This window comes from Microtetraspora sp. NBRC 13810 (assembly GCF_030268685.1).
Classification (GTDB): Bacteria; Actinomycetota; Actinomycetes; order Streptosporangiales; family Streptosporangiaceae; genus BSRQ01.
Genome location: NZ_BSRQ01000029.1, coordinates 16,387 through 40,230, shown reverse-complemented (window position 1 = coordinate 40,230; position 23,844 = coordinate 16,387). Strand labels below are relative to the sequence as shown.

23 protein-coding genes are annotated in these 23,844 nt (G+C 73.1%); 10 read left to right on the top strand and 13 right to left on the bottom strand.

Annotated elements, in window-relative coordinates:
- Position 1: 1 nt before the first annotated feature.
- From QSK26_RS37965 to QSK26_RS37955, 3 genes are all read right to left on the bottom strand, one after another.
- Complete coding sequence (locus QSK26_RS37965; RefSeq protein WP_285780196.1) at positions 2 to 1,447, bottom strand: ferredoxin reductase family protein; 1,446 nt, start codon at positions 1,445 to 1,447, stop codon at positions 2 to 4.
- A 12-nt stretch (positions 1,448 to 1,459) separates the two neighbouring features.
- Positions 1,460 to 2,101 carry a DUF305 domain-containing protein gene (locus tag QSK26_RS37960; protein WP_285780195.1) on the bottom strand — a complete coding sequence of 214 codons (642 nt, stop codon included), beginning with the start codon at positions 2,099 to 2,101 and terminating at the stop codon, positions 1,460 to 1,462.
- Between the two features lie 100 nt (positions 2,102 to 2,201).
- A complete protein-coding gene (locus QSK26_RS37955) occupies positions 2,202 to 3,704 on the bottom strand; it encodes a DUF1996 domain-containing protein (RefSeq protein WP_285780194.1) in 1,503 nt (500 codons plus the stop codon).
- A gap of 536 nt (positions 3,705 to 4,240) precedes the next feature.
- Here QSK26_RS37955 and QSK26_RS37950 point away from each other — a divergent pair.
- From QSK26_RS37950 to QSK26_RS37925, 6 genes are all read left to right on the top strand, one after another.
- Entirely contained in the window at positions 4,241 to 6,148 is a 1,908-nt protein-coding gene (locus QSK26_RS37950) for a sigma-70 family RNA polymerase sigma factor (protein ID WP_285780193.1), read from the top strand.
- Between the two features lie 61 nt (positions 6,149 to 6,209).
- The gene (locus QSK26_RS37945; RefSeq protein ID WP_285780192.1) at positions 6,210 to 7,154 is read left to right on the top strand and encodes a D-2-hydroxyacid dehydrogenase family protein; all 945 of its coding nucleotides are present in this window, start codon (positions 6,210 to 6,212) and stop codon (positions 7,152 to 7,154) included.
- Between the two features lie 77 nt (positions 7,155 to 7,231).
- Positions 7,232 to 8,239, top strand: coding sequence for an acetamidase/formamidase family protein (locus tag QSK26_RS37940; protein WP_285780191.1), 1,008 nt, complete (start codon positions 7,232 to 7,234; stop codon positions 8,237 to 8,239).
- Between the two features lie 32 nt (positions 8,240 to 8,271).
- Entirely contained in the window at positions 8,272 to 9,033 is a 762-nt protein-coding gene (locus tag QSK26_RS37935; RefSeq protein ID WP_285780190.1) for an SDR family NAD(P)-dependent oxidoreductase, read from the top strand.
- Between the two features lie 7 nt (positions 9,034 to 9,040).
- The gene (locus QSK26_RS37930) at positions 9,041 to 9,742 is read left to right on the top strand and encodes a histidine phosphatase family protein (protein WP_285780189.1); all 702 of its coding nucleotides are present in this window, start codon (positions 9,041 to 9,043) and stop codon (positions 9,740 to 9,742) included.
- Between the two features lie 74 nt (positions 9,743 to 9,816).
- Positions 9,817 to 10,935, top strand: a complete 1,119-nt coding sequence (locus QSK26_RS37925; RefSeq protein ID WP_285780188.1) for a F420-dependent hydroxymycolic acid dehydrogenase — start codon at positions 9,817 to 9,819, stop codon at positions 10,933 to 10,935.
- 14 nt (positions 10,936 to 10,949) lie between these two features.
- Here QSK26_RS37925 and QSK26_RS37920 read toward each other — a convergent pair whose 3' ends face one another.
- The 5 genes from QSK26_RS37920 to QSK26_RS37900 all read right to left on the bottom strand — a co-directional run bounded on the left by QSK26_RS37920 (position 10,950) and on the right by QSK26_RS37900 (position 15,524).
- The gene (locus tag QSK26_RS37920) at positions 10,950 to 11,594 is read right to left on the bottom strand and encodes a response regulator (RefSeq protein WP_285780187.1); all 645 of its coding nucleotides are present in this window, start codon (positions 11,592 to 11,594) and stop codon (positions 10,950 to 10,952) included.
- The gene (locus QSK26_RS37915; RefSeq protein ID WP_285780186.1) at positions 11,585 to 12,718 is read right to left on the bottom strand and encodes a sensor histidine kinase; all 1,134 of its coding nucleotides are present in this window, start codon (positions 12,716 to 12,718) and stop codon (positions 11,585 to 11,587) included. The genes QSK26_RS37920 and QSK26_RS37915 overlap by 10 nt, the downstream gene beginning before the upstream one ends.
- Positions 12,719 to 12,795: 77 nt before the next feature.
- Complete coding sequence (locus QSK26_RS37910; protein ID WP_285780185.1) at positions 12,796 to 13,482, bottom strand: DedA family protein; 687 nt, start codon at positions 13,480 to 13,482, stop codon at positions 12,796 to 12,798.
- Positions 13,483 to 13,587: 105 nt separating this feature from the next.
- Positions 13,588 to 14,337, bottom strand: coding sequence for a DUF429 domain-containing protein (locus QSK26_RS37905; RefSeq protein ID WP_285780184.1), 750 nt, complete (start codon positions 14,335 to 14,337; stop codon positions 13,588 to 13,590).
- 41 nt (positions 14,338 to 14,378) lie between these two features.
- Positions 14,379 to 15,524 (bottom strand): acyltransferase family protein, encoded by a 1,146-nt coding sequence (locus tag QSK26_RS37900; protein ID WP_285780183.1) that lies wholly within the window; start codon positions 15,522 to 15,524, stop codon positions 14,379 to 14,381.
- A 318-nt stretch (positions 15,525 to 15,842) separates the two neighbouring features.
- Here QSK26_RS37900 and QSK26_RS37895 point away from each other — a divergent pair, with 318 nt between their 5' ends.
- From QSK26_RS37895 to QSK26_RS37885, 3 genes are all read left to right on the top strand, one after another.
- The gene (locus QSK26_RS37895) at positions 15,843 to 16,640 is read left to right on the top strand and encodes a phage baseplate protein (protein WP_285780182.1); all 798 of its coding nucleotides are present in this window, start codon (positions 15,843 to 15,845) and stop codon (positions 16,638 to 16,640) included.
- Positions 16,641 to 16,770: 130 nt separating this feature from the next.
- Entirely contained in the window at positions 16,771 to 17,196 is a 426-nt protein-coding gene (locus tag QSK26_RS37890) for an NIPSNAP family protein (RefSeq protein WP_285780181.1), read from the top strand.
- 36 nt (positions 17,197 to 17,232) lie between these two features.
- Positions 17,233 to 17,610, top strand: coding sequence for a nuclear transport factor 2 family protein (locus tag QSK26_RS37885; RefSeq protein WP_285780180.1), 378 nt, complete (start codon positions 17,233 to 17,235; stop codon positions 17,608 to 17,610).
- 4 nt (positions 17,611 to 17,614) lie between these two features.
- On the opposite strand, the gene QSK26_RS37880 is transcribed toward QSK26_RS37885, so the two are convergent.
- Positions 17,615 to 18,127 (bottom strand): GNAT family N-acetyltransferase, encoded by a 513-nt coding sequence (locus QSK26_RS37880; RefSeq protein WP_285780179.1) that lies wholly within the window; start codon positions 18,125 to 18,127, stop codon positions 17,615 to 17,617.
- Positions 18,128 to 18,196: 69 nt separating this feature from the next.
- Between QSK26_RS37880 and QSK26_RS37875 the strand changes: the two genes are divergently transcribed.
- Positions 18,197 to 18,766, top strand: a complete 570-nt coding sequence (locus tag QSK26_RS37875) for a YceI family protein (protein WP_285780178.1) — start codon at positions 18,197 to 18,199, stop codon at positions 18,764 to 18,766.
- Here QSK26_RS37875 and QSK26_RS37870 read toward each other — a convergent pair.
- The 4 genes from QSK26_RS37870 to QSK26_RS37855 form a co-directional block, all read right to left on the bottom strand.
- The gene (locus tag QSK26_RS37870) at positions 18,740 to 19,282 is read right to left on the bottom strand and encodes a GNAT family N-acetyltransferase (protein ID WP_285780177.1); all 543 of its coding nucleotides are present in this window, start codon (positions 19,280 to 19,282) and stop codon (positions 18,740 to 18,742) included. The genes QSK26_RS37875 and QSK26_RS37870 overlap by 27 nt on opposite strands.
- A 106-nt stretch (positions 19,283 to 19,388) precedes the next feature.
- Complete coding sequence (locus QSK26_RS37865) at positions 19,389 to 20,366, bottom strand: alpha/beta fold hydrolase (protein WP_285780176.1); 978 nt, start codon at positions 20,364 to 20,366, stop codon at positions 19,389 to 19,391.
- Between the two features lie 80 nt (positions 20,367 to 20,446).
- Positions 20,447 to 21,376 carry an SDR family oxidoreductase gene (locus QSK26_RS37860; protein WP_285780175.1) on the bottom strand — a complete coding sequence of 310 codons (930 nt, stop codon included), beginning with the start codon at positions 21,374 to 21,376 and terminating at the stop codon, positions 20,447 to 20,449.
- Positions 21,377 to 21,491: 115 nt separating this feature from the next.
- A complete protein-coding gene (locus tag QSK26_RS37855) occupies positions 21,492 to 23,774 on the bottom strand; it encodes a SulP family inorganic anion transporter (RefSeq protein ID WP_285780174.1) in 2,283 nt (760 codons plus the stop codon).
- Positions 23,775 to 23,844: the final 70 nt, after the last annotated feature.

The following is a 23,844-nucleotide window of genomic DNA, read 5'->3' as shown; positions in this document are numbered from 1 at the left end:
TTCAGAAATCGAAGCACTCAAGGTGGATCCGGCGGCTCGGCACGCCCGCCCGGCGCAGCGCGTGCCGGGCCGCGGTCGTCATCCCGCTCGGCCCGCACAGGTAGACGTCGTAGCCGGGCAGCCCGGGGATCAGGGTGCGCAGATGACGTCCGGTGAGGGGCACGGAACGACCGTTGGTCGAGCCGTAGAGGTCGTCCACGGTGTAGTGGATCGTGGCTCCGCGCACGGCGGCGATGTGGTCCAGTTCCCGGCGGAGCACCAGGTCCTCGTCCCTGCGGGCCATGTAGACGAGGGTCACCTCGCCGGGCAGCGTCTCGAAGAGCGTGCGCAGCGGGCTGATGCCCACCCCGCCGCCGATCAGCAGCACCTTGCGCCCGCGCTGCCGGGCCGCGGTGAGGGCGCCGTACGGTCCCTCCGCCCAGACCCGGGTCCCCGGGCGCAGCCGGCCGAGGGCGCGGCTGTGGTCGCCGACCCCCTTCACCGTGATGCGCAGGAACCGCGGGTTGGCGGGCGCGGAGAGCGAGTAGGGGTTGGCCGTCCACCACATCCCGGGGGCCAGGAACCGCCAGCGGAAGAACTGCCCGGGTTCGGCGCGCAGCTCGTCCAGGTGCTCGCCGGTCAGGTAGACCGAGACGACGGCGGGTGATTCGAGCTGGATGTGCGCCACGCGCAGCCGGTGCCGCAGCGCCCGCCGTACCGGGGTGAGGAAGCGGTGCCAGAGCAGGGCGGCGCAGGCGGAGAGGTACAGGGCGCGCCAGAGCAGGCGCATGAGCGGGCTGTCCTCGAAGTCGGGGCCGGTGAGCTGGTGGGCGAAGGCGAGGAAGACCGCGGCGTAGGTCGCGAAGTGCAGGTAGTGCCAGATCTCGTAGCTCAGCCTGCGCCGCGCCTCGCGGACCGAGACGATCGCGACGCCGACGAGCAGCGCCGTGCCGGCGACGGCCTCGGGCATCCCGGGGCCGTCCACGACGAGGCGGATGGTCCCCTCGACCGCCCCGGCGCCCTCGCGGGCGACATGCGCCGCCGTGGCGCACACCAGGTGGACGAGGGTCAGGACGATCGTGTACCGGCCGCCGGCCGCGTGCCAGCGGGCCAGCCGGTCGGTGCCGATCCCCCGGTCCAGCGCCGGGATCCGGGCCACGAGCACGAGCAGCACGGCGCACGCGTACCCGGCGAGCAGCCCGGTCAGCCGTCCCGTCCAGCCGAACCAGTCGGCGGGCCCGGCCAGGGAGCCCAGGCCGGTCCAGCAGCCCGTGGTCGCGAGCGCCGCGCCCGCGTGGACGGCGGCGAGCACCAGGCGCGGGTTCGCCTGCGCCCGCGCGGGCGTCCGCCGCGGCTCGTCGCGCCGCCGCCGTCCTGCCGCCGCCGCCGCGTGGCGCCGGGCGTGCGGGGTCGGCGCGGCGGCGGAGCCGGAGACGCGTACGGCGTGCTGGCGGTCGGCGGTGCGCACGTTACCTCTCGATCAGCGGGCCGTACCGGCGGGCGTCCGCGAAGGCGGTCCGGCCGGGTCCGAGGTGAGCTGGGCGAGTTCCCCGGCGCGGGCCCTGCCCATGGCGGCGGCGAACGCCTTGGTGTCCCGGTCGGCGCCCGAGCCCTTCTCGCCCTCGGCCACCAGGACCGACTGCCGCAGGTATTCGCCGATGTGCTCGGTGAAGAACCGGTCGAAGCCGGCGCCCTCGGCCCGTTCGCCGTCCGCCAGCTCGGCGGGGGTCACCATGCCCGGCATGTTGTGCCCCTCGTGCACGTTGACGCCGGGCGTGCCGCTGCGCCGCAGCAGGTCCCGCAACGTGCGGAGCTGGGCGCGGTGCTCCACGCCCATCCGCGCGGCGAGCCCGAGCAGCCGGGGATCGGTGGTCCTGCCGCGCGCCGCGTCCAGCACGGGCAGCGCCTGCTCGGTCATCGGGATGAGCAGTTGCAGCCAGGCGACGTCGGTGGCGTTGAAGGTCGCCGCCGCGCCGGACGCCGTGACGACCGGCGTGACGGCGGGCTGGGCCACGGCCAGGTGGTCGGCGGCCGAGTGCGTCGGCTGGGCCGCGACGCATCGTGCCACCAGTAGCAGGGAGAGTACGGCGAGCACCGGCGCGCCCACAGTGGCCGCTTTCATGTCGTCCCCTTCCGACGGGGCGCGGGGCGAGGCCCGGCATCACACCGGGCCTCGCCGCGCGGGGTCTTACGAGCAGGTCACCGCCGGGAGGCGGGCCGGGTCACGGGGTGCCGTCGGCGCCGCACTTGACCTTCGGGCGGATGCAGTCGCGGATCCGCCGCTCCAGCTCTCCGGTCGGCCAGGCGTTGAAGAAGTCGCCGTGCATCGTGTAACCCGGGCCGGAGGCGAGTTTGAAGTCGGCCGGGTTGCCGTTGAGGGTGTACCGCAGCACCATGCGCAGCTTCGGCACCACGACCGGGTGCGTGGCCGGGCAGGCGTTGCCCACCGGGTAGGACATGTGGCTCTTGTGGTCGGCGGAGTCCAGGTTCTTGCCGTCCCAGCAGTGCGGGAAGTCCAGGTAGGTCTCCAGCTTCGTGCCCGCCGGGCAGGTCACGAAGTTCTTGGACGCGCCGACCTGGCCGGCGTGCAGGCACGACCAGCGCGCGCTGCTGGTGCTGTCCGGGCCGGTGGCCTTGGCGTTGCCGGCCACGACCCGCAGCCCCTGCGGGAAGGCCCGGGTCTGCGCGGCGAGCTCGTCGCGGACGCCCTCACCCAGGTAGTAGAACGTGGCGCTGCTGGGCGCGACCTCCTTGGCGCCGTCGTAGAGGGTCGGCACCCAGTAGGAGGACAGGTCGATCTTCGGGTCGCAGGTGCTGTCGCCCTGGAGCAGGCTCGCCAGGTTGGTCTTGGCGTCGGTGGTGTCGTTGCCGAAGAAGTCGTGCATGTGCGAGGCGCCCGACAGTCCCGGCAGCACGATCGGGTCGTCGGCCAGGCGGTGCGAGAACTCACACTCGGCCAGGAACTCCGCCACCCGCACCGCGCCCGCGGGCACCGGGCCCTTGGGCAGGCCGTCATCCGGCGTGGTCGGCGGGGTCGTCCTCGTCGAGGTGGCGGTCGGGGTGACGGTCGGCTTGGGGGTGGCGGTCGGCTTGGGGGTGCTGGTCGGCGGGGTGCTCGGCTTGGGGGTGGTGGTCGGCTTCGGGGAGCCGGTGGGCTTGGGGGTGGTGCTCGGCTGCGAGGTCGGCGTGGGCTCGGGCGTCGTGGCGCCCGCCTTGCCGAACACCTGGAACTCGAACAGGGACACGCCGTACTGCCCGGCCCGCTTCGTCGCGTACAGCCGGACGAACCGCCCGTTGCCCGACACGTTGACCGTCTCCACACCGCCCTTGCCGGCCGTCGTCGAGTAGACGTTCTTCCACTGCGTGCCGTCGTCGGACGTCTGGATCCGGAACGCCTTGGCGTACGAGCGCTCCCAGTGCAGCACGACCTTCTTGATCGCGGTGGCCCTGCCCAGGTCCACCTGCAACCACTGCGGGTCGGCGAACCTGCTCGACCAGCGGGTGCTCGTGTCGCCGTCCACCGCCGCCGACGCGGACAGGTCGCCCCGCTCGGCCGAGGAGGCGGTGGCCGGACGGTCCTGCGACAGCGGGACCGCCGCCGCCGCGCTGGCGGGGACGGCTCCATTCGCCACGGAGGCGCCCACGACGACGGCGAGGACGCCCGCGAGCGCCAGACGGCGGGCTCGCGGCGCCGCCGCGGTGACACGCGGATTGCTGTGACTCATGAGTGATGAGGTCCTTCGCGGAAGGGAGTAGGGGTGGGAGCTCTCCGGCGTCCCGGACCGGCCGGGTCAGGTTCCACCGGCCGCCGCCGGGGGGCGACGCGGGAGTGACGGTGCCGCTCGGCGGTGTCGCCCGCGGTGCGGTCGCGGGCATGGCGCCGCGGGCCGGGGAGGGCCGGGACGGAATCACTGCCACCGCCGCGACCAGGTCGTTCACTCGCTCGTTCGGTCGCCTGGGGCGGGGCCGCCGTCCACCTCCGCACAGCCCGTCCGTACAGCATCGTCGGGTGCCTCTCCTGTCGTCGCGCCCAGCGCGGGACGCTTTCGCTCCTGTAACGGAGACCCGCAGGTGGGCCCGGGATAACGAAAACTTCGGACGACTTCTGAGGATTTTCGTTGTCCGTAACCGGGCACACCGGGTCTCCGCTTAGTGGAAGACTCACGAGCCACCCCTTATGGGCGGAATGCGCCCATGCTCGCCGCACACGGGCGCACGGGGTCACCGACAGCACGGGGTCACCGACAGAAAGCGGAGTGCGATGCCGGGAACCGGTAGGGGCGGACCTGACACGGCGGTGGTCACCGCCGCGCAAGACGGGGACCAGCGGGCCCTCGACGCCCTGGTGGCCGACTCCCTGCCACTCGTCTACAACATCGTCGGCCGGGCGCTCAACGGGCACACCGACGTGGACGACGTGGTCCAGGAGACGCTGCTCCGGGTCGTGCACGGACTGCACGGCCTGCGCGACCCCGAGGCGTACCGGTCCTGGCTGGTGGCCATCACCGTCCGCCAGGTGCGCGACCACGAGCAGGACCGGCGCACCACCCAGAACCGCAGGGAGAACCTCGACAGCGCCGACGAGATGGTCGACCCGGCCTCCGACTTCGCCGCGGTGACCATCCTCCGGCTCGGCCTCACCGACCAGCGGCGCGAGGTCGCCGAGGCCACCCGCTGGCTGGACCACGACGACCGGGCGCTGCTGTCCCTGTGGTGGCTGGAGGAGACCGGCGAACTGGGCCGGGCCGACCTGGCAAGCGCCCTCGGCCTGTCCGCCCGGCACGCCGCCGTGCGGGTGCAGCGGATGAAGGAGCAGATCCAGATCTCCCGCACCGTCGTGCGCGCGTTGCAGGCCGACCCCCGGTGCACCGACCTGCGCGCCATGACGTGGACCTGGGACGGCGTGCCCAGCCCGCTGTGGCGCAAGCGTTTCGCCCGGCACGTCCGCGACTGCCCGGTCTGCGGGCGGCGGACCGTCGGCATGCTGCCCATCGACCGGCTGCTCGGCGGGCTGCCGCTGCTGCCGCTGCCCGCGGGTTTCCTGTTCGACCACCTCTCTGCCGTCCCCGCCACCGCGCACGTCGCCGGGCACCTCCCGCTGGATCACGCCCTGGATCACGGCGTCTCCCAGGCGGCGCACGCCGCGCCGCCGCCGCGCGGCCTGTTCTCCTCGCTGACGAACCACCCGGTCGCCACCACGGCCGCCGCCGGGGTCGCGGTCGTCGTCGCCGGCGCCATCGTGACCGCCCAGCTCACCGGCCCGGCCGACCCGCCGCGCCGCGAGGCCGCCCCGCACATGGTCTCCACCGCGACCCCCGTCTCCACGCCCACCGCCAGCACCGCCCCCTCCCCGACCCCCACGCCCGCCCGCCGCACCGCCTCCCGCACGCCCGGGCCCGCCAGGAGCAGGCCCGTCACGGTCCCCGTGGCGTCGTCGGTCAAGAAGGGGGTGAGCGTGTGGAAGATGCCCGGGGTCAGCAAGGCCCTCGCGAAGTCCGGGGCGAGCTGGTACTACACGTGGTCCACCCGGCCGGACGGGATCGACGTCCCGGCGAGCGTCAAGTTCGTCCCGATGATCTGGGGGTCGGGCAGCGTCACAGAGGCGAACCTCGCCCAGGCCAGGCGCGCCGGGCCGTACCTGCTCGGGTTCAACGAGCCGGACATGCAGGCGCAGGCCAACATGTCCGTGGAGGAGGCGCTGGAGCTGTGGCCGCGGCTCATGGAGGCGGGCAAGGTGCTCGGCAGCCCCGGCGTGGCGTTCGGCGCGGACACGCCCGGCGGGTGGCTGGACCGGTTCATGAAGGGCGCGGCCGAGCGGGACTACCGGGTCGACTTCATCGCGCTGCACTGGTACGGCGCCGACTTCCGCACCGGGCCCGCGGTGAACCAGCTCAAGTCCTACATCCAGGCCGTGTACCAGCGTTACCGCAAGCCGATCTGGCTCACCGAGTACGCCCTGATCGACTTCTCCGACGGCACCCGCTACGCCAGTGACGCCCAGCAGGCGGCCTTCGTCACCGCCTCCGCCAAGATGCTCGCGTCACTCCCCTATGTGCGGCGCTACGCGTGGTTCGGCCTGCCCTCGGAGGACGGCAAGCCGGGCAGCGGCCTGTTCCGCGGCGACGGCGCGGCCACCCAGACCGGCCGGGCCTTCCAGCGGGCCCGTTGAGGTCTCCGGGTCCGCCGGAGACCGCCAGTACCCGGTGGCGCCGGGAGTAGGATCCGGCCTCATGTTGCGTTGTGCCGTACTCGATGACTACCAGGGTGTCGCGCTGGGCCTGGCCGACTGGTCGGCGGTGCGGGCGACGAGCTTCCGGGAGCACTTCGGCTCGCCGGACGACCTCGTCCGGGCGATCGTGGACCACGAGATCGTGGTGATCATGCGGGAGCGCACGCCGTTCCCCGCCGAGGTGTTCGCCCGGCTGCCGAACCTGCGGCTGCTCGTCACCACCGGCATGCGCAACGCCTCGGTCGATCTCGACGCGGCCAGGGCGCACGGCGTGACCGTGTGCGGCACGGCGGGCGGTTCGACCTCGACCGCCGAGCTGACCTGGGCGCTCATCCTCGGCCTGGCCCGGCACCTGCTGCCCGAGTCCGCCGCCATGCGGCAGGACGGCCCCTGGCAGCACACCGTCGGCATGGACCTGCACGGCAGCACCCTCGGCCTGCTCGGCCTCGGCCGGATCGGCGCGCAGATGGCCGCGCTCGGCCGCGCCTTCGGCATGGACGTCGTCGCGTGGAGCCGCAACCTCACCCCGGAGCGCACCGCCGAACTCGGCGTACGGCTGGCGCCGAGCCTGGACGCGCTGCTCGCCGAGTCCGACGTCGTGTCCGTCCACCTCGTGCTGGGTGAGCGCACCCGTGGCCTGATCGGCGAGCGCGAGCTGGGCCTGATGCGGCCGACGGCGTTCCTGGTGAACACCTCCCGCGGGCCCATCGTGGACGAGGCCGCCCTGGTGGCGGCGTTGCGGGCGGGCCGGATCGCCGGAGCGGGCCTCGACGTCTACGCGACCGAGCCGCTGCCGCCCGGCCACGAGCTGCGCACCCTGCCGAACGTGCTGGCGACCCCGCACCTCGGCTACGTGAGCGCGGCCAACTACCGGATCTTCTACCGGGAGGCCGTGGCGGACATCGAAGCCTTCCTCGCCGGGGAGCCGGTACGGGTGATCAGTTGACTCTTGGCCAGATCGTGCCGGAATGTCATATTGTGCGGGTACCTCGGGTCGCCGATACATAGGAGAACCCCTCGCGCATGGAGATCCTGGAGTTCACCCCGCAGCCCGAGCAGTACGCGTGGACGTTCGGCGGGACCGCGCCCACCCACCGGATCAAGCCGGGGACCGTGCTGCGGCTGTGGAGTGACGACGCGTTCGCCGGGCGGCTGCGCGACATCACCGACCTGGCCAGCTCCTCGCTGGACGCGCGCTACCTGAACCCGCAGACCGGCCCCTTCCACGTGGAGGGCGCCGAGCCCGGCGACACCCTGGCGCTGCACTTCGTGGACATGACGCCGGCCCGCTCGTGGGGCGCCTCGGCGACCATCCCGTTCTTCGGCGGCCTGACCAGTACGGACCGCACGGCGACGCTCCAGGATCCGCTGCCCGAGCGCACCTGGATCTACCAGGTGGACTCCCGGCGCGGCACCGTGACCTTCCAGGCGCGCAGCAGCGAGCTGAGCCTCGAACTGCCGATGGCGCCGATGCTCGGCACGGTGGGCGTCGCGCCGGCGTCCGGTGAGGTGCGCACCTCGCTCGTGCCGGACAAGTTCGGCGGCAACATGGACACCCCGGAGATGCGGCCCGGCGCCACCTGCTACCTCGGCGTCAACGTGGAGGGCGCGCTGTTCTCCATCGGCGACGGCCACTACCGCCAGGGCGAGGGCGAGTCGTGCGGCACCGCGGTGGAGGGCGCGATGCTCACCACCCTGGTGGTGGAGCTGATCAAGGGCGGCGCCCCGGCGTGGCCCCGGATCGAGAACGACGAGCACCTGATGGTGGTCGGGTCGAGCCGCCCGCTGGAGGACGCCTGGCGGGCCGGCCAGGTGGACATGGTGCTGTGGCTGAGCGAGCTGTTCGGGCTGGACCGGCTCGACGCCTACCAGTTGCTGAGCCAGATCAGCCAGGTGCCCCTCGCCAATGTCGTGGACACGAACTACAGCGTGGTGACCAAGGTCGCCAAGTCGCTGCTCCCGCCCGCCCAGGTGTACGGCGGCGTGCACCGCCACCTGCGGGAGACCGCCGCGCTCATCTCCGCGGGCTGACCCCCGGCACACACCACGCAAGGAGGACACTCGTGGACCTGCACCTGACCGGGCTGCGCGCCCTGGTGACCGGCGGCACCAAGGGAATCGGCCGGGCGATCGCCGAAGGGCTGGCGGCGGAGGGCGCGGCGGTGTCGCTGTGCGCCAGGACCGCCTCCGAGGTGGCCGCGACGGTCGAGGACCTCAGGGCGAAGGGCGCCACGGTCGTCGGCGCCGCGGTGGACGTCGGCGACGGCCCGGCGCTGAGCCGATGGGTCGCCGACAGCGCCACCGAGCTGGGCGGCGTGGACATCGTCGTGGCCAACGTGAGCGCCCTGGCCATCGGCGAGGGCGAGGAGTACTGGCGCAGGAGCTTCGACGTGGACATGCTGGGCACCGTCCGGCTGGTCGAGGCGGCGCTGCCGCTGCTGGAGAAGAGCACGGCGCCGGCCATCGTGACCGTGTCCAGCGTGTCCGGCCGGGAGATCGACTTCGCCGCGGGGCCGTACGGCACGTTCAAGGCGGCGATCGTGCACTACACGCAGGGTCTCGCCTACCAGCTCGCGGCCAAGGGGATCAGGGCCAACACGGTCTCGCCGGGCAACACCTACTTCCCCGGCGGGGTGTGGGAGACCATCGAGCGGGACAACCCGGAGCTGTACCGCCAGGCGCTGGCGCTGAACCCGACCGGGCGGATGGCCAGGCCGGAGGAGGTCGCCCGCGCGGTGGTGTTCCTGGCCAGCCCGGCGGCCAGCTTCGTCACCGGCACCAACCTCGTCGTCGACGGCGCGCTGACCCGCGGCGTGCAGTTCTGAGGTCCGGTTGACCGGTTCAGGGGAGCGAAGGCCCGACATCGTCTCAGGGGAGCGAAGGCCCGACATCGTCGCGGTACGGCACGGCGAGAGCACGGCCAACGTGGCCTACGGCGCCGCCGTGGCGGCCGGCCTGCCGGTCACCCTGCCCGGCCGCGACGCCGACGTGCCGCTGTCCCCACTGGGCCGGCGGCAGGCGGCCGCGCTGGGCCGCCGCCTCGCCCGCTACCGGCCGGACGCGGTCTGGTGCTCCCCCTACCTGCGCGCGCGGGAGACCTGGGAGATCGCGGCCGGCCACCTGGACGGCCCGCCGCCGCCCGTGCGCACGGACGACCGGCTGGGCGACCGGCGGACCGGGATCCTGGAGCTGATGACCCCGGCGGCCGTCGAGCGCACCCACCCGCTGGAGGCGCGGCGCCGGGCGGCCGAGGGGGAGTACGCCTACCGGCCGCCGGGCGGTGAGTCCTTCGGCGACATGGCGGACCGCCTGCGGCAGGTGGCGGACGTCCTCGGCGCGGGTGACGACCGGGTGCTGGTGGTCGCGCACGACGCGGTGGTGGCGCTGCTGCGGTTCCTGCTCGCGGGCGGCGAGTCGCCGGACGTCGCGCGGATCGCCGGGTACCAGCCGGTGCCGAACGCGTCGGTCTCCTCGTGGGTCCGGGGCGCCGGGCACCCCCGGCTGACGCAGTATGGCGACGTCAGCCACCTCTGACTGTCGCTTTTGTCTCGTTTTTTGGTGGTTTGCGGGGGTAGGTCGATCTTGTGTCGATCTCGGGGAGACCAATCATGAGCGACCACGAGCAACGGGGCACGAACGGGGGCATGTCGAGACGCGAGTTCTCCGCGCTGGGCGCCGCGGCCCTGGGCGGGGCGGCCCTCGCCCGGCACCTGAGCCCCGCCGCGCCCACCCCGGCCGGGAAGGCGGCCCCGGCCGGTTTCGTCCTCGGCCACGAGCAGTTCCGCACCCCGGACCTCGTCCGCTTCGCCGAACGGGCCGAGCGCGCCGGGTTCGGATACGTCTGGACGAGCGACCACGCCCACCCGTGGCAGGACAACGAAGGCCACGCCATGTTCCCGTGGCACACCCTGGCCCTCGTCGGCGACCACACCTCCCGTCTCACGTACGGCACCGGCGTCACCTGCCCGCTCTACCGGCACCACCCCTCCCAGGTGGCCCAGTCCTTCGCCTCGCTCGGCATCCTGACACCCGGCCGGGTGTTCCTCGGCGTCGGCACCGGCGAGGCGCTCAACGAGCAGGCCACCACCGGCCGGTTCGACCGCTATCCCGAACGGCACGACCGGCTGATCGAGGCCATCCAGCTCATCAGGCGTCTGTGGACCGGCGACCGGGTCACCTTCCACGGCAGGTACTACCAGACCGACCAGTACAAGCTGTACGACGTGCCCGCCCGGCCGGTGCCGATCTACGTCGCGGCCAGCGGCCCGAAGAGCGCCTACCTGGCCGGGCGGTACGGCGACGGCTGGGTCGTCCAGGCCGGGGACGTCACCGGCAGCCCCCGGCTGCACGACGAGTTCGCCAGGGGCGCGCGGGCCGCGGGGAAGAACCCGGACACCATGCCGAAACTGGCCGAGACCTGGGTCGTCGTGGGCGGCCGGGCCGAGGCCGAGCAGGCGGCCCGGAAGTGGCGGTTCACCGTGCACGGCTTCGGCGACCTGCTCTACCAGCCGAACCCGGTGACGATCCAGCGCATCGCCGAACAGCGTTGGCCGCTGCCGCGGGTGTACCGGGACTGGCCGCGCGGCACCGACCCGCAGACGCACATCAAGGCCCTGCAACGGCTGCTCGACGCCGGGGCCACGCCGTTCGTGCACACGGGCCAGGCGGACCAGCAGCGGGTGATCGACTTCTACGGCCGCGAAGTGCTGCCGCACCTGCACCGCTGACCGGTGCCCGCGGCCTACGAGCCGAGGTACCGCAGGACGGCGAGCACCCGGCGGCTGTAACCGGTCCCCGGACGCAGCTCCAGCTTCTCGAAGATCGCGTTGACGTGCTTCTCCACCGCGCTCTGCGAGATGTGCAGCCGCTCGGCGACCGCCTGGTTGGCGTACCCCTCAGCCATCGCGCCGAGGACGTCCCGTTCGCGCGGGGTGAGCCTGTTCAGCGGGTCCACCCGGGTCGTGCGGGCCAGCAACTGGCGGACCACCTCGGGGTCGAAGGCCGCTCCCCCGGCGCCCACGCGCTCCAGCGCCTCCAGGAACTCGCCGACCTGCATCACCCGGTCCTTCAGCAGGTAACCGACGCCTCCGGTGTCGCCGGTGAGGAGTTCGGTGGCATAGCGCTTCTCCACATACTGCGACAGCACCAGGACGCCCACGGCCGGCCGGCGTTCCCTGATGGCCAGCGCGGCCCGCAGGCCCTCGTCGGTGTGCGACGGCGGCATCCGCACGTCCACCACGGCCACGTCGGGCGGCGCGGCCTCCACCGCGGCCAGCAGCGCCGCCGCGTCGCCGACCGCCGCCGTCACCTCGTGACCCTCCTCGGCCAGCAGCCGGACCAGCCCCTCGCGCAGCAGCGTTGAGTCGTCGGCCAGCATCACCCGCATGGCAGCTCCGCGCTGACCACGGTCGGGCCGCCGGCCGGGCTGTGCACGCTGAACCGGCCGTCGAGCGCGGCCACCCTGCGGGCCAGGCCGGACAGCCCGCCGCCCGCCGGGTCGGCGCCGCCCACGCCGTCGTCGCTCACCCGCACCACGATCACCGGGCCCTTCCGCTCCTCGCTTCGCACGCTGACGTCGATCCGCTCCGCGCCCGCGTGCTTGGCGGCGTTGGTGACCGCCTCGCAGACCACGAAGTAGGCCGCCGTCTCCACCCGGCCCGGCGGCCGGTCCACGAGACCGTACCCGATCCGCACCGGCACCGCGGACCGTTCGGCGACCGCGGCGAGCGCGTCCTGGAGGCCGAGCGAGTCCAGCGCCGTCGGGTAGATCCGCCAGGCCACCTCGCGCAGGTCGCGCAGCACCTCGCGGGACTCCTCGTGGGCCTGTTCGAGCAGCTCGGAGTCGCCCTGCCGGCGCGCCCTGCCGAGCAGCATGCCGAGTGCGACCAGCCGTTGCTGCACCCCGTCGTGCAGGTCGCGTTCGATCCGCCGGCGTTCGGAGTCGACGGCGGCGACCACGCCCGCCCGGGTGGCGGCCAGCTCGGTGATCCGCCGCTCCAGCAGCTCCCTGGGACTCGGCCCGAGCACCCGCCTGGCCAGTTCCCTGTCCAGGCCCGCCACGCCGGCCACCCCGGTCAGGTTGAGATAGAGCAGCACCACGCCGGGCGCCAGCGCCCACAGCATCGTCCCGGTGCTCACGCCGCCGCCCGTGTCCTCGATGAACGCCCACGGGAACCCGGTCGTCCAGGCCAGCAGCATCGACAGCGCGGACGCGGCGCCGAGGGCCAGCAGACCGAGGACGGCGAGGCCGAGCAGCCCGACCGGCCAGCGCACCAGCAGGTACCGGATCGCGCGACCGCCGTCGTAGTCCGGCGCGTTCTCCCCGCCGAGGTAGGCCGCGATGCGGCGGCGCTGCCACTCGGCCAGCCGCCGCGCGGCGGCCCGCACCCGGCGCAGCACCCCGGCCCGACCGTCCGGCCACGCCAGCACCGGCAGCAGCGCCAGCCCGGCGGCGAGCAGCAGGCCCAGCTCGGCGAAGGCCCCCGCGCCGCCCAGCGCGAGCCCGGCCACCGTCCGCCCCCACCGCCGCAGGACCCCGCCCCGCTCCGGCCGGGCCCCTGCGCTCCCCGGCCTGTCGCCGGGTCCGGTCAGACCCGCTGCCGGGGTTCCCCGTGCCACTGCTCCTCGCTCTCCCGATCCGCCCGGTGCCGGCCGGACCTCCGCTCGCGGGTGAACCTCGTCACCACGAACCACACCACGGCCAGCACGCAGACGCCGAGCACGACCTTGGACAGGACGCCGACATACTGCTCCACCAGGCTCCAGTTCTCGCCCAGCAGGTAACCGGCCATCACGAAGACGGTGTTCCAGATGAGGCTACCCAGCGACGTGAACAGCAGGAACGTCCAGATCCGCATCCGCTCGACGCCCGCGGGAACCGAGATGAGGCTGCGGAAGATCGGGATCATCCGCCCGAAGAACACCGTCTTCACGCCGTGCCGGAGGAACCACCCCTCGGCCTTCTCAATGTCGTCGAGTTTCACCAGCGGCAGTTTCGCGGCCAGGGCGAGGGTGCGCTCGCGGCCGAGCAGGGCGCCGACTCCGTAGAGCGCCAGCGCGCCGACGACCGAGCCGACGGTGGTCCACAGCACCGCGCCCCACAGGCTGATGTCCCCCCGGCTCGCGGCGAACCCGGCCAGCGGCAGGATCACCTCGCTGGGCAGCGGCGGGAACAGGTTCTCCAGCGCGATCGCGATGCCCGCGCCGACCTCGCCCATCGTCTCCATCAAGCCGATCGCCCAACCGGCGATCCCGTCCAGTTCTACAGGTGCCATATGCATAGAGATCAAGGTAGAGACATCCGCTTGCGGGAAACATGAAGAATGCCATTTACGTTCGTGGCATTCGCCTCACTTCCGGGGTGCGGAAAACCACACCCCTTATCCGTGGAGGTCACTCAGGGGCGAGGTCGGGAGCACGATCCAGCCTTCGGTACGCGCGACGGCCGCCTGCTCGGGAGCCGGGCCGGTCACCTTTCCGAGGGCGGCGGCGCGGGCGGTGAGCGCGGCGACGACCGCGTCGGCGGCGTCGTCGGAGGCCCGGCAGAGCCGCTCGAAGTCGCCGAGATCCAGCCACGGAGCCGCCGCCTGGAGCCCGTCCACCACGCGTCCCAGCTCGGCGGCGTTGACCGCGCCCTTGTACCGCCGGGAGGGCAGCCCCCACCACTGGAGCGCGGCGGCGGGGTAGACCTCCACCACGACGCCGTCCCCGCCGCGGTCGACCGGCCGCCCGCGCGCCGCGAGCTCGGCGAGCAGCCCGGCGCAGCGCATCGCGGTGTGCCCGATCCGGTCGGCCGAGACGCTCAGCGGGATGCGCCCCGTCAGGTCGCGGACGACCTGGTCGGTGACCCGGAGGGCGAGGTTCCTGCGCCAGTCCCGCCCGGCGACGCCCCGCGCGGGCGGCACCACGTGCCCGGCCCGGTGGGCCACCACGAAGTCGACGAACCGGTCCGGCCAGCCGAGCGGGCAGTCCACGCCCGCCTTGTCCGCCGCCATGATCGCCTCGATGACGAGCTCGTCGCCGGCCATCACCTCGACCCGGCCCACCCGGGCCCCGTCCGCCGCCCAGTCGATCCACGCGACCGCCGTCCGCTCGGCCTCGGCCGCGAGATCCACGCCTACCGTGAGCACCCCCTCACGCTAGACCACGCCCCCGTGCGGCGAGCCGGGACTCATCGCGCGGGTTCGCCCACCGCGGTACCGCCGGTCGCGGGGCGGGACAGGTGGCGGCCGAGACGCTGGGCGGGGGCCTCGATCAGACGGTGGGTGAGATAGCAGAGGGGGATCAGGAGGAGGAAGAACGCCGCGAAGCCGGGGGCCAGGCGCAGGAGGAGGGGGTGCAGCAGGTAGAGGGAGAAGCTGATCACGCCCAGGTGGGTGAGCCAGCGCGGGAAGGACCGGTGGCGCAGCGTGTAGGCCGCCGCGAAGAAGGCGGCGGCGGCGAGCAGCGCGGGCGCCCAGCCCGGGTCGTCCTTGGCGAAGGCCCCGCAGGCCAGGACGGTCAGCACGGCGGCGACGGCGGTACGCCACCGGATCGCGCCCTGCTCGGCGCGGTACACCGCCGTGCCGGCGAACATCATGGCCAGGATGGTCAGCCCCTGCCACGGGCCGATCCGGCTGCCCAGCACCACCAGCGCCAGACCCAGCACACCGCCCGCCACGGCGGCAGCCGTACGCGCCCCGCCGCCGGCCCGCACCGAGATGACGACCAGCGCGACCGCCAGGAGGCCGAGGACGGCGGCGGCCAGGTCGGCGCCGCCGCCGATGACCGGGCGGGACACCAGGAGGCCGAGCGGCACGGCCGGCACCGCGAGCGCGATCGCGATCCCGGCCGACCGGTGCGCCTGCCGTACCGCGAACAGGCCGACGACCAGCAGGTAGAACGCCATCTCGTAGGAGAGCGTCCACATGACGTCGATGACGGCCGGCACGCCGAGAAGTTCCTGGAGCATCGTCACGTTGCCCAGGACGACGAGCGGCGGCGGGCGCTCGCCCAGCCCCGGGTGCAGGGTCATCGCGCCGGCCGCGGCGAGGAGGAGCGCCAGCGCGATCGCGGTGAGCAGCAGCGGGAGCAGCCGGAAGGCGCGGCCGATCCAGAAGGCCCGCAGGTCGCCGCGGCGCTCCAGGGACGCGGGGATGATGTAGCCGCTGACCAGGAAGAACACGAAGACGCCCCAGGTGCCGACGTCGATCCTGCGGTCCACCTCGGCCCACAGACCGGGGATGAAGGTCCAGCCGGAGTGGTGCAGGGCGACGGCCAGCGCGGCGGGGCCGCGCAGCGCGTCCAGCCAGCCCAGCCGGGAAGGGGTCGGGGCCATTCGCCCGACTTTAGGCGATGGACGCGGGTCGCCGGGCGCCGCCTCGGGGCCCGCCCGCCCTCGATCTTCACTCTAGGGAAACGCCGGACACGCGGTTACATTGAATTCGGGTTGACACGAAACACCGGAGGTCCCATGCCTTCATCTGACCCGGAAAAGTCAAACCTACCTCTCACCCGCCGCCGATTATTCCAGGTCGGCGCCGGTGTCGCCGCCCTGGCGGCCGTCCCGCGAGCCGATGTCCCCTCCTCGCCCAGGTTCAGACTCGACGGAGCCGGCGGCAATCCCATCTGGAAGAAATCGCTGCACGCCAACTGGGTGCTGCAATCTTTCGGATACGACAACACGGCCGGCCATATCTACTTCGTGCAGCGCAACAGCACCAACACGGATCCTGACCACGTGGGCGACCTGTGGGTCACCAAGACCGACACCGCGGGCAACGAGCTGGGCTCGATGGCGTTGCACGGGTTCGGGCACGGCGTGCAGATCGGGGTGGAGAACTACAACGGAGCCGTCTACCTGTGGACGGAGTGGCGGACGAGCGACACCGGGTTCGGCACCAGGATCGGGCGGTTCAGGTTCGCCGACGGCACGGTGCTGGAGCAGGGCGCCGGCTCCATCCAGGACCGCACGCCGCAGATCGGCGACATGGTCAACCCGCAGCCCGCGATCGACCCGTCCACCGATCGCCTGGTGGTGCGGTACAAGATCGGCGCCGACCTGCCGCGCATCGTCGCGTTCCGGATGAGCGACGCCCGGGCCGGCCGGCTCACCAGCGGATACCGCCTGGTGGAGCGGGCGCTGCCGTCCCGGGGAAGCTGGGGCACCGCCCACCCCTTCCAGGGCTTCGCCGCCTACGGCCGGTACGCCTACCTGCTCGAAGGCGGCGTCGAGGACACCTCCTACCTGACCACCATCGACCTCAACGAGGTCGGGCAGAACATCGTGCACGACCGGTTCCCGACCACGGCCGGCCAGTCGCTGCCCGGCCGGGAACCCCAGGGCATGGCGATCTGGCTGTCCGGCGGCGGTCCCCGGCTGGCCTTCGGCTTCCACTCCAACACCGGCGGCGTCCGGCAGACCAGCGTCTTCTACAAGAGCGAGTTCGTCTGATCCCGCGCGGCCAGGTCCCGCACGCCTGCGCGGGTGGACCTGGCCGCGTTCCCGGTCCTGGCTGGAATCTTTCGAGTATTGGCGACCGGGCCACTCGTCGCGGCGGGGCCGCGTCGGCAGAGTTGCCGGCATGAACGTGATCGAGTTGCGGCAGTACACCCTGCGGCCCGACGGGCGGGACGTCCTGATCGAGCTGTTCGACCGGGAGTTCGTGGAGTCCCAGGAGGTCCTCGGGATGAGCGTCGCCGGGCAGTTCAGGGACGAGGACGACCCGGACCGTTTCGTCTGGCTCCGCGGCTTCGCCGACATGGAGTCCCGGCGTGCGGCGTTGACCGCGTTCTACCTCGACGGCGCGGTGTGGAAGGAGCACGGACCGGCCGCCAACGCGACGATGGAGGACTCGTCCGACGTGCTCCTGCTGCGCCCGTGCGCCCCGCTGCCGGGGCAGGCCGCCCGGCCGCCGGCCGGCGCGACCGCGCTGCCCCCACCGCCAGATCCCGGCTCCGCTGACCGGCACACGGCGTGCCGCAGGGCGCGGCCCGAGGGTTTCGGGTGACCGGTTCCTGTCGGTGGGCTCTGGCAGGATGCGGCCATGGAGCCATCAGAGATCGTTCAGGCGCTGTGGGACCGCATGCAGGCGCGTGACTGGGCCGGGCTCGGCGAGTTGCTCGCCGCCGACCTGGTGGTGGAGTGGCCGGTCAGCGGTGAGTGGATCACCGGCCGCGACGACTACGTGCGGGTCAACGCCGAATACCCCGAGGGCTGGTCGATCAAGGTGCTCCGGATCGTGGCCGGCGGGCAGGAGGTCGTCTCCGAGGTGGAGGTGCCGCACGACAGCGCGGGGCTGCACCGGGTGGCGTCGTTCTGGACGGTCCGGGACGGGCTGATCACCCGTGGCCGGGAATACTGGACCATGCCGGGCTCCGACCCCTCACCCGAGTGGCGCTCCCGCTACGTCCAGCGGTTGTGACATGTCATCCCAGGTCGCGGGCCTCCTCCAGGGCCTCGCCCGCCAACCTCATGATCGCTATCTCGTCGAGCTCGCGGGCGTTCAGGCGGTTGTAGAAGCGGATGGCCGGATCGTTGGTGCGCAGCACCCACCACTCCAGCCGGCCGCCGCCCCGCCGCAGCGCGAGGTCGGCGAGATGGGCGAGCAGCGCCCGGCCCAGCCCGCTCCCCCGGTGCTCGGGGCTGACATACAGGTCGTCGAGGTGGATGCCGGGGCGGCCGAGGATGGTGCTGTAACTGGGATAGAACAGCGCAAACCCGGCGGGCCGGCCGTCGATCGTCGCCACCACGGCCTCCGCCACCGGCCGCGGGCCGAACAGCGCGTCCGCCAGGTCCTGCGGCCGGGCGGCGACCGGCTCGGGGTGCTTCTCCACTTCGGCGAGCTCGACGACGAACCGGTGCAGCACATCGACGTCAGCGGGCTCCGCGGGCCGGATGACCGGCGTCGACACAATCTGGGCGGGGGTAGTGTCATGCATGGCGGCATTATGGCCCACCTGGTACGACTCCCCCCTGGCAGCCCCGCGGGCCCGGGTTAGCCTGGAGACATGGACGTCTACGTGCTGGGCCCCGGATCCGGCCGGCTCCTCGTCCAGACGACCCGCACCGGGCTGGGCGCGAAGGCCGGGCACGACCTCACCATCGAGGCCACCCGCTGGCGTGGCGAAGCGTCCGTCGAGCCCGCCGACCCGGCCCGCTCCTCGGTGACCGTCGAGATCGACGTGGATTCACTGGAGGTCCGGGAGGGGACCGGAGGCGTCAAACCGCTCACCGGGTCCGATCGGGGAGAGATCAAAAAGAACATCCGGGAGAAGATCCTGCACTCCGCGCGGCACCCGACGATCACGTTCCGGTCCACCGGGGTCGAGGGGACCGCGGAGTCGTTCCGCGTCGAGGGCGAGCTCACCCTCGTGGGTGTCACCCGGCCGGTCACGGTGGACGGCACCCTCGCCGACGGCCGCGTCCGTGGCTCGGCCACCGTCGTGCAGACCCAGTGGGGGATCCGCCCTTATTCAGGGCTTTTCGGGGCACTGAAACTCAACGACGAGGTCAGGATCCACTTCGACCTCGCCCTCACCCCACAGGACACCTCAGGGGACGAAGCGGGTGGCGGGTAGCCGGTAGAGGACGTGCGGCCTCAGGCGGTTGCCCTCGGCGATGCGCGGGTGGTCGAAGTCGTCGGCCGGGTCGCGGGTCATGCCCAGGCGTTCCATCACCGCGCGGGAGCGCACGTTGACGGCCGCCGTCATGGACACGACCTCGGCGAGCCCCGCCTCCCCGAACCCGTGCGCCAGCGCGGCCCGCGCCGCCTCGGTCGCGTATCCGTGCCCCCAGGCCGGGCGGGCCAGCCGCCAGCCCACCTCGACCGCCGGGGTGAAGTGCGCGGGGAAACGCTGCCACACCAGCCCGGTGAACCCGACGAACTCCCCTGTGGCGCGGACCTCCAGCGCCCACCACCCGAACCCGTCCGCGTCCAGCCCGGCCTCGATCCGGTCGATCAGGGCGTCGCTCTCCTCCCGGGTCAGCGGGGCGGGGAAGAACTCCATGACCCGCGGATCGGCGTTGAGCGCGGCGAACGGCTCCCGGTCGGCCTCCGTCCACCGCCGTAGCAGCAGGCGTTCGGTGCTCAGCATCTCAGTCCCCGATCCCCCGGTGTCACGACAAATGGCGATCTTACGGCCGACGGGACCGTACGGCACGCCCTTTTGCCCGGCTACCCCGGCGGCTGCCCGGAGTGGATCAGGAGGCCGACAGCACCTCGTGCAACCGGGCGGCGAACGCCTCGGACAGGGCGCCGAAGCCGCCGTGGTCGCCGGGGAACACCACCGGCGACGTCCCGAGCAGTTCGGCCACGGCGCGGGCGGCCCGGTTCGGCGGTTCGCCCGCGGAGTCCGCGCCCGCCGCCGCCGTGATCCGCACCCCGGATGCCCGCAGCGCCGCGACGTCGAGGGTGTAACCGGAGAACGGCGGCACCTCGTAACCGATGAAGAACTCCATGTTCTTCGCGAAACGCCCCAGCATCTCCATCGTCTCCGGATCGGGCTCACCCTGCGGCGCGTGCCCCCCACCCGGCACCCGCTCCTGCCCGGTGTCCCCCGCCGCGTCCACCACCATGTCCCCCGGCGTGTCCACCACCATGTCCCCCGGCGTGTCCACCACCATGTCCCCCGGCGTGCCCTCCTCCGCGGGCCCGCCGACGTGGACGCCGGCGGCGGCGAACGCGGCCCTCAGGACCGCGCCCGCCGCCTCCGGTCCCTCCTTGCGGAAGGCGTCCGCCACCTCGCGCACGACGCCGCGCCAGTGGTCGCGGTCCGGCAGCAGCTCGAACAGCGGCGGCTCGTGGGCGACCAGGGCGCGCACCTGCTCCGGGTGGCGGGCGGCGAGCTCCAGGCCGATCATCGCCCCCGAGCTGTTGCCGAACACGTAGGCGGGCGCGTCCGCGGTCACCCCGGCGGCCGACAGCACCCGGTGCGCGTCGTCGCCGTGCACCTCGATGCGCTGCGGCTCCGGCGGCCCGGCCAGCGGGCTGCGCGAGTTGCCGCGCCGGTCGTAGGTCACCACCGTGTACCGCCCGGCCAGCTCCGCCGCCAGCCCCGCGTACCCCCCGGCGTCATAGACCCCGCCGCAGATCAGCAGCAGCACCGGCCCGGAGCCCCGCACCTCGTAGTACAGCTCCGCACCCGGCGCCTCAAGCGTGTTCGTCTTCACGGATTCCATCTTCGTTCCTCCTCGGCTCGGTCACCCGTCCTGGTCACCTACCGGTCGGAGCCGCCCGGCCGTTCTCGACCCCCCGGCCGTCAATCGCCGAAATCCACCCCGGCCAGTCGCGCGGACACGTCCCAGAGCCGGGCCGCGGCGGCCTGGTCGCGGGCCCGCCGGTACACGGCCAGCTCGACCGGGTCGCCGGTGAACTGGCCGAGGCCGTCGGGGCCGTAGAACCGGCCGCCCCCGGCCAGCGGGCTGGTGGCCGCGTACAGGGCGGGGAGCAGGCCCCGGTCGACGGTCTGCACGAACAGGCCCAGGCGGGCCAGCCGCCGCATCACCGACTCCTGGCGCGACGGCCGCGTCCTGCCCAGGTTGGGACCGTACGCGTACAGGTGCGTCAGGGTGGTGCCGGGGTGGGCGACGTTGCTGACGATCTCCCAGCCGGCGGCCCTGCCACGCCGGTCGAGTTCGAGGCCGAACATCAGGTTGGCCAGCTTGGACAGGTTGTAGGAGGCGATCGGGGAGTACTTCCGCTCGCTCTGCAGATCCGCCCAGTCGATGGAGCCCATCCGGGCGGCGCTGCTGGACATCGTGGTGACCCGGGCACGGCCGGCCCGCAGCAGCGGCAGGAGGCGTCCCACCAGCGCCATGTGCCCGATGTGGTTCACGCCGAACTGCAGCTCCAGGCCGTCGGCCGTGGTGTGCCGGGTCGCCGGCGCCATGACCCCGGCGTTGTTGACGAGGATGTGCACCGGCCGCCCCTCGGCGGTCAGCCCGGCCGCCAGCGCGGCCACCGAGTCCAGCGCGGCGAGGTCCAGGTCGGCGAGGGCGACCACGGCGCCGGGTGCCGCCGCGCGCACCCGGGCCGCGGCGGCCTCCCCCTTGGCCCGGTCGCGCACCGGCAGCACCAGCTCGGCCCCGGCCCGCGCCAGCCGTACGGCCAGCCCGAGACCGATCCCGTCACTGGCCCCGGTCACCACGGCGAGCTTCCCTGCGAGGCCGGGTACGGATACGTCCTTCATCGGCGACTTCCCTGGTCAGCGGGATGGATGGAGTACCACCGTCGCAGCGGCGGCAGCTCCGGACCATGCCCCGCTCATCCGGGCATCGGCGGTACACGGCTTCGCGGGCGGCGGGTCACTCCTGGGTGTCGTGGGCGCTGACCGGTTCGAAGTGCCCGCGGTCCAGGACGTGGACGCGGGCGGCGGCGATGTCGAAGTAGAGGCCGACGAGTTCCAGGCTGCCCCGCCGGGTGAGATCGGCGATCTCCGGATAGGTGGCGAGGTTCTCCAGTTGCTGGATCACGTTGAGCCGGCAGAGGCGGTCGAGCGGTTCGACGTCGCCGGCGGCGGGCGTGGCGGCGAAACGGTCCAGGCTGTGCCCGCCGTGCCGCAGCCAGCGCTCCAGGCCGGGCATCTCGGCCGCCTTGACGCCGCCGGCGAGCAGCGCCGCCATCGCCCCGCACCCCGAGTGCCCGCACACCGTCACCGTGCGGACGCCCAGCACCCGCGTCGCGTACTCGATCGCGGCGACCACGGAGTCGTCGGGCGGGGCGGCCCCGTGGCGGGGGACGAGGTTGCCGATGTTGCGGACGGTGAACAGGTCGCCCGGACCGCTCGACGTGATCAGGCTGGGCACGATCCGGGAGTCGGCGCAGGTGATGAACAGGTGGGAGGGCTCCTGCTTGCGCGCCATCCGGGTGAGGATCGGCCGGATGAGGGGCGCCGTGCGCAGGTGGAACTCGCCCGCCCCGGCCAGCAGCTCGGGGGCGACGTCCCCGGGCACGGGGTGCCCGGCCCTTTCCGCGCCGGTGCCGTGCGCCCACGGGATCTCGACCGGGATGGCCTGCGTGGACCGCGGGCGGCGGTAGGCCCAGGGCAGCCACCAGCGCTCGGGAACGCGCGGCGGGCTCTTCGAGGGCAGCACCCTGGCCCCGCTGGCGGCCAGCGAGTACCACTCGTCGTGCAACTCGTCGATCTCGACGGTGCCGCCGGACCGCTCGTGCTCCAGCCGCCAGGCGTGGATGGCGTCGAAGGCGGCGTTGTCCATGAAGTCGATGTTGAGCTCCAGGTCGACGGCCGCGCCCTTCGGGATGCCGCGCAGCCCGGCCGTGATCCGCGGCACGGCGAGGAAGGTCAGCGAACCGCCGAACCGCCCGTGCCAGCGCCCGTCGGGGTCCTGGATGACCTGGACGGTGATCGAGGTGAGCCGGCGCAGGGCCAGCAGGGCGGCGAGGACGAGCCCGATCAGGATGCCCTCGGCCAGGCCGACGAGGACGACGGTGGCGAACGTCACGATGTAGACGGGCGCCTCGCCGTGCCCCCGCAGGTGCGGGATGTGGCCCAGATCGACCATCTTGACGCCGATGAAGACGAGCAGCGCGGCCAGCGCCTCCATCGGGATGAGCTGGACGGCCCACGCGAAGCACAGGGTGAACAGCAGCACCCACACGCCGTGCAGGATGGCCGACCAGCGGCTGCGCGCCCCGGCGCGGACGTTGGTCGTGCTCCGGACGATCACGCCCGCCACCGGCAGGCCGCCGAGCGCGCCGCTGACGATGTTCGCCACGCCCTGCCCGGTGAGCTCCCGGTCCAGGTCGGCGCGCCGGCCGTCGTGCAGCCGGTCCACGCCCACCGAGCACAGCAGCGACTCGACCCCCGCCAGCAGCGCGACCAGCATGACCGCCGACACGACCCCGTGCCAGTCGCCCTGCGGCCACAGCGGGCTCACCCATCCGTCGAGGCTCTGCGACAGGTCCACCCGTGTGACGTCCCAGCCGAGGGCGGCGGCGGTGAGCGCCGCGACGAGCAGCGCGACCAGCGGCGCCGGGATCGTCCGCAGCGGGCTGGGAACCTTGCCCCACACCAGGAGCACCGCGATGGTGAGCACGCCGACGCCGACCGCGTGGCTGTGGTTGTTGATGATCTGCGCGGGCAGCTCCGCGACGTTCTCGATCGCCGAGCGCTGGGGGTTGCCGCCGAGCACCACGTGCAGCTGGGACAGGGCGATCACCGCGCCGACCCCGGCCAGCATGCCGTGCACGACCGCGGGCGAGACGGCGAGCGCCGCCCGCGCGACCCGGCAGACGCCGAGGAGGAGCTGCGCGACCCCGGCCAGCAACGTGATCATGCAGGTCGCGCGCCAGCCGTACGTCTGCACGAGGTCCGCGACGACCAGCGACAGGCCGGCGGCGGGCCCGCTGACCTGTACGACGGAGCCGCCGATCGCACCCGCGACCACTCCTCCGACGACGGCGGCCACCAACCCCGCGATCAGGGGTGCCCCCGAAGCGACCGCGATGCCCAGCGACAGAGGCACGGCGACGAGAAAGACCACCAGGGAGGCGGGCACGTCGTGCCGCAGCACGGAGACGAAGCCACCTTCCGTAGTCGGTCGCTCGCTGTGAGTGTTCGTCGTCATGGTTGGCACCCTACGACGAGGACCAACCAGATTCCGCGCACTGCGCGAGGGCTTTACGGGATGTGGGGAA